The 14,454-nt window shown below is 57.8% G+C and carries 10 protein-coding genes; 5 read left to right on the forward strand and 5 right to left on the reverse strand.

Annotated features, from left to right (window positions below; all coding sequences use genetic code 11):
• Positions 1–3: 3 nt before the first annotated feature.
• The 4 genes from ACR0B0_RS01410 to ACR0B0_RS01425 all read right to left on the reverse strand — a co-directional run bounded on the left by ACR0B0_RS01410 (position 4) and on the right by ACR0B0_RS01425 (position 6,551).
• Positions 4–3,441: a pyruvate carboxylase gene (locus ACR0B0_RS01410; protein WP_170348023.1), complete on the reverse strand. Its 3,438-nt coding sequence runs from the start codon at positions 3,439–3,441 to the stop codon at positions 4–6.
• A gap of 146 nt (positions 3,442–3,587) precedes the next feature.
• Positions 3,588–4,724: an alpha-hydroxy acid oxidase gene (locus ACR0B0_RS01415; RefSeq protein ID WP_170348024.1), complete on the reverse strand. Its 1,137-nt coding sequence runs from the start codon at positions 4,722–4,724 to the stop codon at positions 3,588–3,590.
• A gap of 39 nt (positions 4,725–4,763) precedes the next feature.
• Complete coding sequence (locus ACR0B0_RS01420; RefSeq protein ID WP_480646750.1) at positions 4,764–6,368, reverse strand: sensor domain-containing diguanylate cyclase; 1,605 nt, start codon at positions 6,366–6,368, stop codon at positions 4,764–4,766.
• A gap of 15 nt (positions 6,369–6,383) precedes the next feature.
• Positions 6,384–6,551 (reverse strand): hypothetical protein, encoded by a 168-nt coding sequence (locus tag ACR0B0_RS01425; protein ID WP_480646112.1) that lies wholly within the window; start codon positions 6,549–6,551, stop codon positions 6,384–6,386.
• A gap of 189 nt (positions 6,552–6,740) precedes the next feature.
• Between ACR0B0_RS01425 and ACR0B0_RS01430 the strand changes: the two genes are divergently transcribed.
• Complete coding sequence (locus ACR0B0_RS01430; RefSeq protein WP_480646115.1) at positions 6,741–9,146, forward strand: ATP-dependent helicase; 2,406 nt, start codon at positions 6,741–6,743, stop codon at positions 9,144–9,146.
• Between the two features lie 519 nt (positions 9,147–9,665).
• Here ACR0B0_RS01430 and ACR0B0_RS01435 read toward each other — a convergent pair.
• A complete protein-coding gene (locus tag ACR0B0_RS01435) occupies positions 9,666–9,890 on the reverse strand; it encodes a DUF1127 domain-containing protein (protein ID WP_170348027.1) in 225 nt (74 codons plus the stop codon).
• A 909-nt stretch (positions 9,891–10,799) separates the two neighbouring features.
• Between ACR0B0_RS01435 and mraZ the strand changes: the two genes are divergently transcribed.
• From mraZ to ACR0B0_RS01455, 4 genes are read left to right on the forward strand one after another with little or no spacing between them, the layout of a single operon-like run.
• A complete protein-coding gene (gene mraZ / locus ACR0B0_RS01440) occupies positions 10,800–11,303 on the forward strand; it encodes a division/cell wall cluster transcriptional repressor MraZ (RefSeq protein ID WP_170348028.1) in 504 nt (167 codons plus the stop codon).
• Between the two features lie 4 nt (positions 11,304–11,307).
• Positions 11,308–12,300 (forward strand): 16S rRNA (cytosine(1402)-N(4))-methyltransferase RsmH, encoded by a 993-nt coding sequence (gene rsmH / locus ACR0B0_RS01445; RefSeq protein WP_170349349.1) that lies wholly within the window; start codon positions 11,308–11,310, stop codon positions 12,298–12,300.
• A complete protein-coding gene (gene ftsL / locus ACR0B0_RS01450; RefSeq protein ID WP_170577358.1) occupies positions 12,297–12,665 on the forward strand; it encodes a cell division protein FtsL in 369 nt (122 codons plus the stop codon). Before rsmH ends, ftsL begins: the two co-directional genes overlap by 4 nt.
• Entirely contained in the window at positions 12,662–14,449 is a 1,788-nt protein-coding gene (locus ACR0B0_RS01455; RefSeq protein ID WP_170577360.1) for a peptidoglycan D,D-transpeptidase FtsI family protein, read from the forward strand. The genes ftsL and ACR0B0_RS01455 overlap by 4 nt, the downstream gene beginning before the upstream one ends.
• Positions 14,450–14,454 lie beyond the last annotated feature (5 nt).

Genomic DNA, 14,454 nt, shown 5'->3' on the forward strand with positions numbered 1-14,454 from the left:
CGGTTATTCCAGTTCGACCAGCAGGTCCTTAGCGTCAATCTGGCCTCCGGGCTGCACGTGAACGGCCTTGACCGTCGCGTCGCGTTCGGCGTGGATGCCGGTTTCCATTTTCATCGCTTCGATGGTCAGCAGCATGTCGCCTTCCTTGACCTGCTGACCAGCTGTGACGGCGACAGTGGCCACAACACCTGGCATCGGTGCGCCGACATGGTCGTGGTTGCCCGCCTCGGCCTTGGGCCGCGCCTGCGTGGTCGAGGTGACCATGCGGTTCGGCACCCGGATCACGCGGGGCTGGCCGTTGAGTTCGAAGAAGACTTTGACTTCGCCTTTTTCGTCGGTCTCACCAATGGCCTGACAGCGGATTTCCAGTGTCTTGCCCGGGTCGATCTCGGCGGTGATCTCTTCGCCTGGCTCCATGCCATAGAAGAACGTGCGCGTGGGTAGGGTGCGGACTGGACCATAGACGCGGTGACGGCCCATGTAGTCCAGGAAGACCTTGGGATACATCAGGTAGCCGTTCAGATCCTCGTCATCGACCTCTTTGCCTTCCAATTGCTTGGATAGCTCGGCGCGGGTGGCTTCCAGATCAACCGCCGGCACGTCCTTGCCCGGGCGGTCGGTGTTCGGGGCCTCGTCTTTTAGCACCTTCTTGATGATGGTGTCCGGGAACCCTCCAGGAGGCTGACCCAGATTGCCACGCATCATGTCGACGACCGAGTCGGGGAAGGCCACGTCAGAATCTGGGCTTTCCACATCGTCACGTGTCATGTTCTGACTGACCATCATCAGCGCCATGTCACCGACGACCTTGGATGACGGTGTTACTTTCACGATATCACCGAACATCTGGTTCACGTCCGCATACATCTGCGCCACTTCGTGCCAACGCTCTTCAAGGCCGAGGCTGCGCGCCTGTGCCTTGAGATTGGTGAACTGACCACCTGGCATTTCGTGCAGATACACCTCAGACGCGGGGGCTTGAAGGCTGGACTCAAAAGCCGCGTACTGGCCGCGCACTGCCTCGAAGTAATCGCTGATCTCCCGGATTGCCTTGATATCCAGCCCGGTGTCGCGCTCGGTATGGCGCAGCGCTTCGACCACAGTGCCCAGCGTTGCCTGCGAGGTGTTGCCGCTGAAGCTGTCCATCGCGCAATCCACCGCGTCCACGCCGGCCTCGGATGCGGCCAGAATGGTGGCGCTGGCGATGCCGGCGGTGTCGTGCGTGTGGAAGTGGATCGGTAGCCCGACCTCTTCTTTCAGCGCCCGGATCAGAATCTTGGCCGAGGCCGGTTTCAGCAAACCTGCCATGTCCTTCAGGCCCAGAACGTGTGCCCCTGCATCGCGCAACTCTTTCGCCATGCCGACATAGTATTTCAGGTCGTACTTGGAGCGATCCGGGTCCAGAATGTCACCGGTATAGCAAACGGTGCCTTCGCAGATTTTGCCATTCTCGACCACTGCATCCATCGCAACGCGCATGTTCTCGACCCAGTTTAGCGAGTCGAACACGCGGAACACGTCGATATTCTTGGACGCCTGACGTACGAATTCCTGTACCACGTTGTCGGGATAGTTGGTGTAGCCAACCCCGTTCGCCCCGCGCAGCAGCATTTGGGTCATCAGGTTCGGCATCGTTTCGCGCAGGTCACGCAGGCGCTGCCACGGGCATTCCTGCAAGAAGCGATAGGCCACATCGAAAGTTGCGCCGCCCCAGCATTCGACGCTGAACAGTTGTGGCAGGTTGGCCGCATAGGTCGGTGCCACCTTGATCATGTCGATTGACCGCATCCGGGTGGCCAGCAGAGACTGGTGGCCATCACGCATAGTGGTGTCGGTGATCAGCAGCTGACGCTGCGCCTTCATCCAGTCGGCTACAGCCTGCGGGCCCTTTTGCTCCAGCAGATTGCGGGTGCCCATTTGCGGCTCGGCTTTGGGCGCGGGGGCTTTGGCTTCTTTTAGATCAGCGCGCGGGGCGGGACGATCTGCGGTCTCGGGATGCCCGTTCACGGTGATATCCGCGATATAGGTCAGAACCTTGGTGCCGCGGTCGCGACGACGCTTGAAGGTGAACAGGTCCGGCGTCGTGTCGATGAATTTGGTGGTGTATTCATTCGACAGGAAGGTCGGGTGTTTCAGCAGGTTGATGACAAAGTCGATATTGGTGCTGACGCCGCGAATACGGAACTCGCGCAGGGCCCGGTCCATCCGGGCAATCGCCGCGTCGGGCGTTGGGGCCTTTGCGGTTACCTTGGTCAGCAACGAGTCATAATACCGCGTAATCACGCCACCCGCATAAGCCGTGCCGCCATCCAGACGGATGCCCATACCCGTGGCCGAGCGATAGGCGGTGATGCGGCCGTAATCGGGGATGAAGTTGTTCTGCGGGTCTTCGGTGGTGATCCGGGTCTGCAGCGCGTGACCGTTCAGATGCACATCAACCTGGCTGGCGGCACCTGTGGCCTCGGCCAGGGTTTTGCCCTCGGCGATCAGGATCTGCGCCTGCACGATGTCGATGCCGGTGACTTCTTCGGTGACGGTGTGTTCGACCTGCACGCGCGGATTCACTTCGATGAAGTAGAACTTGCCGGTTTCCATATCCATCAGGAATTCGACAGTGCCAGCGCATTCATAGTTCACATGGGCGCAGATTTTACGGCCCAGTTCGCAGATTTCCGCGCGCTGTTCTTCGGACAGATACGGGGCAGGGGCCCGTTCCACGACCTTCTGGTTCCGGCGCTGGACCGAACAGTCGCGTTCATAGAGGTGATAGATCTCGCCATGTTTGTCGCCGAGAATTTGCACCTCGACATGGCGGGCGCGGGTGATCATCTTTTCCAGATACCCCTCGCCGTTGCCGAACGCAGCCTCGGCCTCACGGCGGCCTTCCAGAACCTTTTCTTCCAGCTCGTCCTCGGATTCGATCGGGCGCATCCCGCGCCCGCCGCCACCCCAACTGGCCTTGAGCATTAGCGGATAACCGATCTCGGCAGCTTCCTTGCGGATCGCGTCCATGTCATCGCCCAGAACCTCGGTCGCCGGGATGACGGGTACGCCCGCCGCGATAGCCACACGTCGTGCGCTGGCCTTGTCACCAAGCGCGCGCATGGTTTCAGCTTTGGGGCCGATGAAGGTGATGCCATTCTGAACGCAGGCATCCACGAAATCGGGGTTCTCGGACAGCAGGCCATAGCCCGGGTGGATCGCGTCCGCGCCGCATTCCTTGGCCACGCGGATGATCTCGTCGATGCTCAGATAGGCAGCAACTGGTCCCATCCCCTCGCCGATGCGATAGGCCTCATCCGCCTTGAACCGGTGCAGGCCCAGCTTATCTTCTTCGGCGAAGACAGCGACGGTGCGTTTGCCCATCTCGTTTGCTGCGCGCATCACGCGAATGGCTATCTCGCCGCGATTGGCGATCAGGATCTTGTTGAAGTTGGTCATATCAGGTCCCGGTCTTGGTGGTTTGGCCGTATTCATAGGCGGACAATACGCGCTCGTATATCAGTCGTTCTGGGTAGAACCGGCATGTTAACGCTCGCAAACGCCGCTTGGTGGCGCAAACTTACTAGCAATTCTGCGCTGCAGCATCAATTGCTGTATTGACGTAGCGTAAGTTGATCCAACTTTGCCAAACCCATCTGGCCCATATTCGCCAGCATGTCCTGTCGCAGAATGTCGATGACATGGGCCGGGCCGCGTGACCCAAGGGCAGCCAACCCATAAAGAAAACCCCGCCCCAGCATGACGAAATCCGCCCCAAGCGCCAAAGCTCGCAGAACATCAAGCCCGCCTTCAACGCCACTGTCAAAGATTAGCGGCAAGTCTGTGGCCGCTCGTATGGCGGGAAGCGCGCGAATGCTAGCCGGGGCGCCATCGAACTGCCGCCCACCGTGATTCGAGACCCAGAGCGCATCAACACCGGCTTGTTTCAGGCGAGCCGCGTCTTCGGCGCGCATCACGCCTTTCACAACGAACGGCCCATCCCATGCATCGCGCAACCATTTGACATAGTCCATATCTGGCGATGTGCGCAGCAGGTATCCGATATGCGCCGTGGGGGACAGCGCGCTATTGCCATCGATGTATTTGTCGAGCGTCCTCATTCGCGGCATACCATGTCGCGCCATGCCCAAGGCCCAAGTCGGGCGTTGGGCGATCTGCGCCAGCAAACGTGGCGTCAGTCTGGGTGGATGGGTCAGGCCAGATCGCACCTGCCGTTCGCGCCGCGATGCAACCGGGACGTCAACTGTCAGCACAAGCGTTGAAAACCCGGCGGCTTTGATGCGACCTAACATGTCCGCGCGAATGTCCGGGTCCTTTGGAGGGTAAAGTTGAAACCAGGCGTTTTGACCAAGATGAGGAGCCAGATCCTCGGGGCTTTGGCTGGCGACGGTCGACAATGTATACGGCAACCCTGCCTTGGCACCGGCGAGGGCCAGCAGTTTCTCAGCATCCGGCCAGATCAGCCCCGACATTCCAATCGGCGCAATACCGAAGGGCAAGGGAAAGTCTTGGCCCAAAAACTGTGTTCTGGTGTCACATTCGATAGGACCGTGCAGGATTGAGGGTAAAAACTCCACATCATCCAGTGCGGCCCTGTTTTTGTGCAGCGTGACCTCGGACCCTGTACCGCTATCCAGATATTCCCAGACGAAATGCGGAACCTTGCGCCGTGCGTGGCGTTTCAGATCGCCAATGCTGGGGAATGAGCTGTACAGGTCCATACGAATTGATCCGACCTACACAGTGATTCTGCAAGGTTTTCAGGCCGCTGATGCCTGAGTTGTCGATTTGGTCGGTTGCTCGGGCTTGCTTTTATTACCCTGTGCCGGATCAGCGCCATTGGCGACCTGCACCTGATTTCGACCCTTGTCTTTGGCCACATACAGGGCGTCATCTGATGCACGCATCAAATCCTGCGGCATAGAACCGTGCGCAGGATAATGGGCAACGCCAACGGAAATCGTGATGCGCGGCAGTGATTTCTCACCATAGCGGACCGAGACAGCCTCGACCGCCTGCCGCAATTGTTCGGCCCGGGTCATGGCGTCTTCGGGGGTGTTGTCGGGCAGGATCAGCATGAATTCCTCACCTCCGATGCGGCAGGCAACCTCGTCCCGGTCACAGCCCTGTTCCAAGGCCGAGCCCACCGAGCGCAGCACCATGTCGCCCGCATCATGACCATAGGTGTCGTTGAATTTCTTGAAGTGATCCACATCCACAGCTATCAGGCTCAGCGGTGCGCCTGTCTGTTGGCTGCGGCTAATGGATTTGCGCAACGTGTCGGTCATATGCCGACGATTGAACAAGCAGGTCAGCGGATCACGGACCGATTGGTCATGCAATTGGTCCCGCATCCGCACGTTTGCAATCGCCATGCTGATTTGTTCTGCACACAGTTGGGCCAGTTTTCTATTGGAATGAAACACTTTTTGGCTGCCTTCATGCGCCCGCAGATGGAGCAGGCCAACTGTTTCGCCATGCGCCAGAATGGGAAAACAGAAATAGGGGCGGCCATCATGGGGTTCGGCATGTTCGCAGACAAAATCAATCTCAGACGCGCCGTATTGGTATGTGCGACCGCGACGCAGACCCCAGCATCCTTCAGGGTGGATATGCGCCTTGTGAGTGCCGCCGTTCCAGCTTGCGCAGCCATCCAGAACATCGCGCGAGTTGGAGTAGACATACACGCTGCCCTCTGCCTCGGGCAGGATGTGGGTCATAAATCGTGAAACCATGTCGAACAGTTCATCCAGAGATCGGCTCGACTGTAGCCATTCATTCAATTCGCCCAACAGGCGTACCTCACGCGCCAACCTAAGTTGTTCATCCACCAGGTTGCGTTCTTTGGCTGATTGCAGTTGCAGCGCTCGTACCTGCATACGGTTGGTGCGATATGTCACCAATGAGACGCTGGCCAAAGCGAAAAGAGCAATGCCGCAAAGGATCGAAAGTGAAACCCTCAGTCGGGTAATAAATGTTGTGCGCAGATCGGTGAAATCGGTGAAAAACTCAATCGCGCCGACGAAGCGTCCGTTTTTTGTGATCGGAACGAACACCTCAGCCACCTGATGTTGCAGGGCGGTACGCGTGCTTTCGGAATGCAGGTCGAGTCCGTCGATCTCAGACAGTGGGAGCGCTTCCTGAATATAATGCGTCATTCCGCGTGCAACATCACTGCGGAAAAAGGCACGCGTTTCGTAGGATCCGATTTCCTCGGGACGTGTTGACCAGACAACGCGCCCGGCCGTGTCGAACATTTTGAACCGATACACATCCGACGCTTCGGGCATCGAAGAAAGAAATTCGGCATCATGCGGGTCGATCTTGCCGGTTTGCAGCGCCGTTTCGGGATCTTTTAGATGCAGAACAACGCGGCGTTTTCACAGTTCGGACTGTTTCAATATGTCAGTTTTCAGCATTCCGTCCACAACCGGTGCCGGAAGAGAATAGACTCCCCAACCTGCGACTGCCGCCAGCGCTATCAACAAAACGGTTATCCCTGCCCATTTTACCCGATGGGCAAGCCGCCCCCGAGCCGTGAGTTTCATATCCCGTCCTCCCGCAATCTGACATCAGCATTGAGGCCAGAGTTTGAGAGAGAGTTAACGAGACCGGCATAGGAGCAGACAAAAAAGTTCGAATTGCTCAGAGCTGTAGCTAAGGATTTGTTTCTTTTTAAGCGAACAAGCCGTGAACAAAGCCTTTCCCTTGCCGCGCATCCGGCGTAGTTTGTGAGGATGAGCAGTTTCGACGAAATGGACGCCTTCGAGGGCGCATCGCTTTCCCAACGTGCTATGGCCCGTCCGCGAGACGGGGGCGGGAATTATTTTAAAGGACTTAATCCAGCACAGGAACAAGCGGTAAGGCAAACTGAAGGTCCGGTTTTAATCCTTGCGGGTGCTGGGACTGGAAAAACCAAGACACTGATGGCCAGAGTGGCACATCTTATTTCTCAGCATCACGCCAAATCTTATCAGATACTTGCAGTTACCTTCACTAATAAGGCCGCGCGTGAGATGGCTGAGCGACTAAGGAAAACGCCGTTTGATTTGGAAGAGCCAGTCCGTTGGATGGGGACTTTTCATTCACTAAGTGCCAAGCTGCTGCGCATCCATGCCGAACTGGTCGAGCTAAATTCAAACTTCACCATTCTGGATACGGACGATCAACTGCGCCTACTTAAGCAGCTGCTTAAGGTAAACAATATAGATGAGAAGCGGTGGCCTCCTCGGATGCTGGCCGGGATTATCGACGATTGGAAAAACCGAGCCCTGACGCCGGACAAAGTGCCCGCCGCCGACGCGGGAGCCTACAACAACAAGGGTATCGAACTTTACGCCCAGTACCAGACCCGCCTGCGTGAGCTGAACGCGGTGGATTTTGGGGACCTGCTCTTGCACATGGTCACGATCTTCCAGACCCACCCGGACGTGCTGGAGAAGTACCAGCGACGCTTCCGTTATATTCTCGTCGACGAGTATCAGGATGCCAACGTTGCCCAGTACCTCTGGCTGCGGTTGCTGGCCGGGGCGCATAAGAACATCTGTTGCGTGGGCGATGATGACCAGTCGATCTATGGCTGGCGCGGCGCCGAGGTGGGCAACATCCTGCGGTTCGAAAAAGACTTTCCCGGCGCTTTTGTCGTCCGGCTGGAACAGAACTACCGCTCGACCCCGCATATTCTGGCGGCGGCGTCGAATGTCATTCGGGGCAATGAAAGCCGGTTGGGCAAAGAGCTTTGGACTAACACGCAAGAGGGCGAAAAGGTGCGTCTGATCGGCCATTGGGATGGCGAGGAAGAGGCGCGCTGGATCGGCGAGGAAATTGACGCGATGCAGGGCGGGACGCGGGGTGTGCGGCCGATGAACCTGGACGAGATCGCGATTCTGGTGCGGGCCTCGCACCAGATGCGGGCGTTTGAGGACCGGTTCCTGACCATTGGCCTGCCTTACAAGGTGATTGGCGGCCCCAGATTCTATGAGCGGATGGAGATCCGCGATGCCATGGCCTATTTCCGGCTGGTGGTCAGCCCCGGTGACGATCTGGCGTTCGAGCGGATTGTGAATACTCCGAAACGCGGCCTTGGGGACAAGGCACAGCAGACGATTCAGATGACAGCGCGCGAGCATGGTGTGTCACTGGTCGAAGGCGCGCGGATTGCAGTCGACAATGGGTTGATCAAGGGCAAGGGCGGTAAGGCGCTGCGCGAGTTGATCGATGGTTTGGCGCGCTGGAATGCGATGACCCGCGGGCCGCGGATTGAGGTCGACGACGATTCGGTGATTGATGACGGCACTGCGCCCATGCGGTTCGGCGAGCCAGAAGTTTCACATATCGAACTGGCGCAGATCGTTCTGGATGAATCCGGCTATACCGCACATTGGCAAAACGAAAAAACGCCCGAGGCGCCAGGACGACTGGAAAACCTCAAGGAGTTGGTGAACCAGTTGGGCAACTTCGAGAACCTGCAAGGGTTTCTGGAACATGTCAGCCTGGTTATGGATAACGAGCAGGAGGGTGACGGGGCCAAGGTTTCGATCATGACCCTACACGCGGCCAAGGGGCTGGAGTTTCCCGCCGTGTTCCTGCCCGGGTGGGAAGACGGGTTGTTCCCGTCGCAAAGGTCGATGGACGAATCCGGCCTTAAGGGTCTCGAGGAAGAACGACGGCTGGCCTATGTGGGCATCACCCGCGCGGAAGAAGTTTGTACGATATCCTTCGCCGCCAATCGACGCGTGTTCGGCCAGTGGCAAAATTCGATGCCGTCGCGGTTTATCGACGAACTGCCCGAGGATCATGTTGAGGTGCTGACGCCTCCGGGGCTTTATGGCGGCGGTCAGCCTGCGGCGGGAATTGAAACCCGCGCGGCTGAGGCAAATGTTTATAACTCGCCCGGTTGGAAGCGGATGCAAGCGCGGCAGGGGCAGTATGGGATGTCTCAGCCACGCGAAACCCGCAACACGGTGATCGATGCAACCGCGGTCGCAAGCTTCACCCTAGGCGAGCGCGTGTTTCACCAAAAATTCGGCTATGGCGCGGTGATCGGCATCGAAGGCGACAAGGTCGAGGTGGATTTCGAAAAGGCGGGCACCAAAAAGGTGGTCTCGCGGTTCCTGTCGGCCAAGGACGACATACCCTTTTAATCAATAGGAATGTGCCTGACGGCATATGCTCGGTTTTTTGGGGCGCCCGGCCATTGCTGCGGCGCCTTGTTTCATTTGTGAAAAAAGAAAAACGGCGGTTCCCAGGGAGGAGGAGGGGAACCGCCGTTCATTTCAACATCAGGGCAGGGAGGAGAAGAGCCCCGATGTATCCGAACCCGGGTTTGATCCCGGTATGTGTAAGTCGCGGCGACACCAGGGAGGAGGAGAGGTGTCGCCGCGCGCTTTCAACATCAAGGCAGGGAGGAGAAGAGCCCCGATGTATCCGAATCCGGGTTTGATCCCGGTATGTGTAAGTCGCGGCGACGTCAGGGAGGAGGAAGACGTCGCCGCGCGCTTTCAACACCGGGAAAGGGAGGAGAAGTACCCGGTGTGTCAGTTTCCGGCTTTCAGGGCCGGTATAAGGTGCGGCGATATCAGGGAGGAGGAGAGATATCGCCGCTGAAATACAGATCCTAAAGGGAGGAGGAAGGACCTGATCTCGGTTATGTCAGTGCGCGCTTAGTGCGCGACGTATTCTTCGGCCGCCTGCATTGCCACGCGGCGGATCATCGAACGGTGCAGGCCCAGATCGGCCAGCTCTCGGTTCGACAGTTCGGACAGTTCATTCACGGTCCGGCGGTAGACCCGGTACCGAACGAACCTGGTTTTTGAAGCCTCAATCAGTGATGCCAGGCCGGTTGCCGGTGCGCCTTTGAGCGCGGTCTGATGTGTTGCTACAGCCATCTGTGTTACCCGATATGTTTTGTCTTTGCCGCTGTGTCTCGGCGTTTGCTTGAGGATGAAGATAAGGAAATGCTGCACATGCACAATAGGTGAACTTGTCAATGCTGCTATGCAGCAAATGCATAGATATCAACGTGTTGGTGTGCTGTTGTCATTTGGGCCTTAAAAACAGGAGTTTTATGAGTGCCTTGCCCACGGTGGCAATCTTCCGAATTTTACTGGTTAGTAAAAATTGCCGCTTCTTTAAGCGCGATGTTTCTAAGTTGAGCATCTTTAAATTAAGGTGCGCCTCTTGCCTCACTAAAAGAGTGTTCCGGTGTGCATGGGAAATCATGGGCGACGCCTGGGAATGCCTTCGCGATTTGCATGGGGAGCCGCAAATGGAAGGTGATTCGTACGGTGGAAGCTGTGAGATTGACCTCTGGGTGATTGAATTTTCAAGAATTTGGAGAATTTTTGGGAATTCATGGGACATGATGTTCAGTGCAAGTTTTTAGCTATATATGGTATTTGGCCTCGATATCAATTCTAATTATGGTGTAATGCGGGTGGTTTTCAATTGATTGCCATGCGTCTATATTGCGATTCTTGCTTAAGTACATTGAAGTTTCCTATTGATTTCCATGAATTCCCATGGCATCCCTTGTTTATCCGATGAGGACGAGGCACATGGGGCGCCAAACGACCCCGAACCAATAAAAACAGGTTTCATACAGGCATCTCGCTTTCATCAATCAAGAGATCCGGCGCGCGGGCGAGCAGACATCCCCCCAGGTGGCGCGCGCAGCTGGACATCCCGCAAAGCGGGTCAATGCGGCGGGTTGATCAGTGGCAGCAGATCAACCCGCCGTTTTTCATCCGGGGGGAACGTGAATTTTGGGTGGGGCGCAAGCGAAAGGGACAGTCGTCTTGGCGCGCAGGTTTAGAGGTGAAAGCCACCACAAGGTGGATACGAAGGGCAGGGTGTCGATCCCGGCCTCGTTTCGCCGTGTGCTTGAGGCTTCGGACCCGAACTGGCAGCCCGGTGATACCCCCGAACTGGTGATCGTCTATGGAGATCACCGCCGCAAATTCCTTGAATGCTATACCATGCAGGCGATTGACGAGGTCGATCACAAGATTGACGCGCTTCCGCGTGGTTCGATGCAGCGGAAGATGTTGCAGCGCATGTTCCACGGTCAGTCCTTCCCAACCACCGTGGATGAGACGGGTCGCCTTGTGCTGCCAGCCAAGTTGCGCACCAAGATCGGCCTTGAAAACGAGGCGTTCTTTATTGCCGCGGGTGATACGTTCCAGATCTGGAAGCCTGAGACATATGAGTCTGAAGAGCTGGCAGCCGCCGAAGATTGGCTGGACGAACAGCCCGAGGATTTCGATCCTCTGGAGTTCCTAGATGGCGTCGGGGACGCGTGACGGCATGGCCGGCGCTGACACCCCTTCCGACAAACCTCATATCCCTGTTCTGCTGCGCCCATTGCTGGCCGCTGTGGCGCCGGTGTCCGGTGCTTGGCTGGATGGGACGTTTGGGGCGGGTGGTTATACACGTGGCCTACTGGAGGCCGGGGCTGACAAAGTCATTGGCGTGGACCGTGATCCGTTGGCCTTTGCGATGGCGGCAGACTGGGCGGGTGGCTATGGCGACCGGTTGGTTATGCAGCCCGGGGTGTTTTCCCGCATGGATGAATACGCGCAAGATCTGGATGGCGTGGTGCTGGACCTCGGCGTCTCATCCATGCAGTTGGATCAGGCCGAGCGTGGCTTTTCCTTCATGAAGGACGGCCCGCTGGACATGCGAATGAGCCAGGAGGGTGAGAGCGCCGCCGATCTGGTGAACACGGCGACCGAGGCCCAACTGGCCGATATTCTGTTCCACTATGGTGAAGAACGCGCCAGCCGACGGATCGCTAAGGCGATTGTGAAAGCGCGGGCGGATGAGCCGATTACGACGACCCTGCGTCTGGTTCAGATCATCGAATCTTGCTTGCCGCGCCCCAAACCGGGGCAGTCGCACCCGGCAACGCGCAGCTTTCAGGGGCTGCGGATTGCAGTGAACGCGGAATATGAAGAGCTGTTTCAGGGGCTTATGGCTGCCGAACGCGCGTTGAAGCCAGGCGGGCAACTGGCTGTTGTGACTTTCCATTCCATCGAGGATCGGATGGTCAAAAGGTTCTTTCAGTCCCGCGCAGGCAAGACCGGGCGTGCCAATCGCTATGCACCTGAAATGGAACAAGAACTGCCGCAGTTCACGCTTAAGACCCGCAAAGCTGTGGGTCCGGATGAACAGGAATTGCAGGAAAATCCGCGTGCGCGCTCGGCCAAGCTGCGTGTGGCGGTACGGACTGAGGCTCCGGCTGGGGAAATTGATGCCCGCGCCATTGGGATGCCGCAACTGGGGGGAAGGGCAAAATGAAGAGTGTTTTGTATGTGTTGACTGCTCTGGCCGTGTTCGGACTGGCGCTTTGGGCGTATCAAGAGAACTACCGCACCCAGCAAGTGGTGAAGGAAACACAGAATCTACAGCGCGAGATTGGCATGGCGCAGGTGCGGCTGGCCGTTTTGAACGCCGAATGGGCTTACCTGAACCGTCCCGACCGGCTGCGCGAATTGGCCGACCTAAACTTTGAACGTCTGGGCCTGTTGCCGCTGCGCGCCGAACAATTCGGACGCGCTGATCAGATTTCTTACGCCGAGGACCCGGACCTGCCTATCGTCGACCCGGTCGAGTTGCAGGCCATCACCAGTACTCAGGCGCTGGGCGAGGTGCAGATCCCATGACCCGTACCCCTCTGCGCCCCCTGGCCCGTGTTCTTGACGCTCGCGCCCGCGGCGAAAACCCAAAGGCGATCGAGCGGGAAAACATCCGTCAGCGTCACGAAGACATGAAAGATCGCGCCCGCGCCCGCGCCGAAGGGCGTTTGCTGGTGCTGGGCCTGTTCTTCTTCTGCGCTTTCTCGGTGGTCGGGGTCCGAATGGGCATGCTTGCGACGTCCGAGGCACAAGAGCCGCTGGCAAGCGCCCCCGGTGCTGCGATTGCGATGCAGCGCGCCAATATCGTGGATCGCGAGGGGCGCATTCTGGCGACAAATCTGGACACCTATTCTGTCTATGCCCAGCCGCCTGCAATGATCGACCCAGTCGCCGCTGCAGATCAGCTGGTGGCGATCTTCCCTGATCTGGAAAAAGAGCGTCTGGTCAAAGATTTCACCGGTAATCGTAAGTTCCTGTGGATCAAGAAACGTATCTCACCGGAACAGAAGCAGGCGGTGCATGATATCGGCGATCCCGGCATCTTATTTGGCCCGCGCGAGATGCGGTTGTATCCGAATGGGCGTCTGGCCGCGCATATTCTGGGTGGTTCGGGCTTTGGCCGCGAAGGCGTCAGCGCCGCCGAAGTTATCGGCGTGGCGGGGGTCGAGAAGCAATTCGACGATTATCTGCGTGACCCGGCCAACGGCAACAAACCGCTGCAACTTTCGCTGGACCTGACCATTCAAGCAGCGGTTGAGCAGGTTTTGTATGGCGGCATGAAGATCATGAACGCCAAAGGGGCCTCGGCGGTGCTGATGAACGTACACACGGGCGAGGTCATCTCGGCCGCGTCGCTGCCGTCCTTCGATCCGAACGACCGTCCGCGCCCGCCAACCTCGGGATTTGATCCGTCGGACAGCCCATTGTTCAATCGCTATGTGCAGGGCGTTTATGAGCTGGGCTCGGTATTCAAAATCTTTACTGCCGCGCAGGCTGTTCAGTTGGGGTTAGTGAATTCTGAGACAATCATCGACACCTCTGGTCCGATGCGGATCGGGCGTTTCCCGATTGGTGAGTTCAACGGCAAGAACTATGGTAAGATCAGCGTTGCGGATGTGATCGTCCACAGCTCGAACCGTGGCACGGGCCGATTGGCCTTGCAGATCGGGTCGCGTCGTCAGCAGGATTTCCTTGAGGCGCTGGGCATGTTCGAACCCACCCCCTTTGAAATTGTCGAGGCCGCAGGCGGTGAACCGCTCAAGCCCAAGAAATGGGGCGAGCTGAGTACGGTGACCATTTCTTACGGTCATGGCCTATCGACCAGCCCGATGCATCTCGCAGCCGGATATGCAGCGATAGCCAATGGCGGGCATTATGTCAGCCCGACCATTCTGCGCAAAAATGGTGCTCAATACGGGCCGCGAGTCATGTCCGAAAGCGCCGCGAAACAGGCGCAGAACATGCTGCGCCGTGTGGTGACAGATGGCACTGCCAGCTTTGGCGATGTTGCAGGCTATGACGTGGCGGGTAAGACCGGCACGGCGGATAAGCCCAAGCCGCGCGGTGGGTATTATGATGAAAAGGTAATCGCGACGTTCGCGACGATCTTCCCGGCCTATGATCCGAAATATGTGTTGATCGTCACTCTGGATGAACCGTCCATCGTGGCCTACGGCGAAAAGCGGCGGACGGCGGGTTGGACGGCAGTTCCCGTGGCTGCCGAGCTGATCGGACGGATTGCCCCGCTACTTGGGTTGCGTCCCCGGCTTGAGCCTGAGGCGCGCGCTGCTATAACCCTGACCTCAAATTAGGCTGT

The organism is Ruegeria sp. BA12 (genome assembly GCF_056539625.1).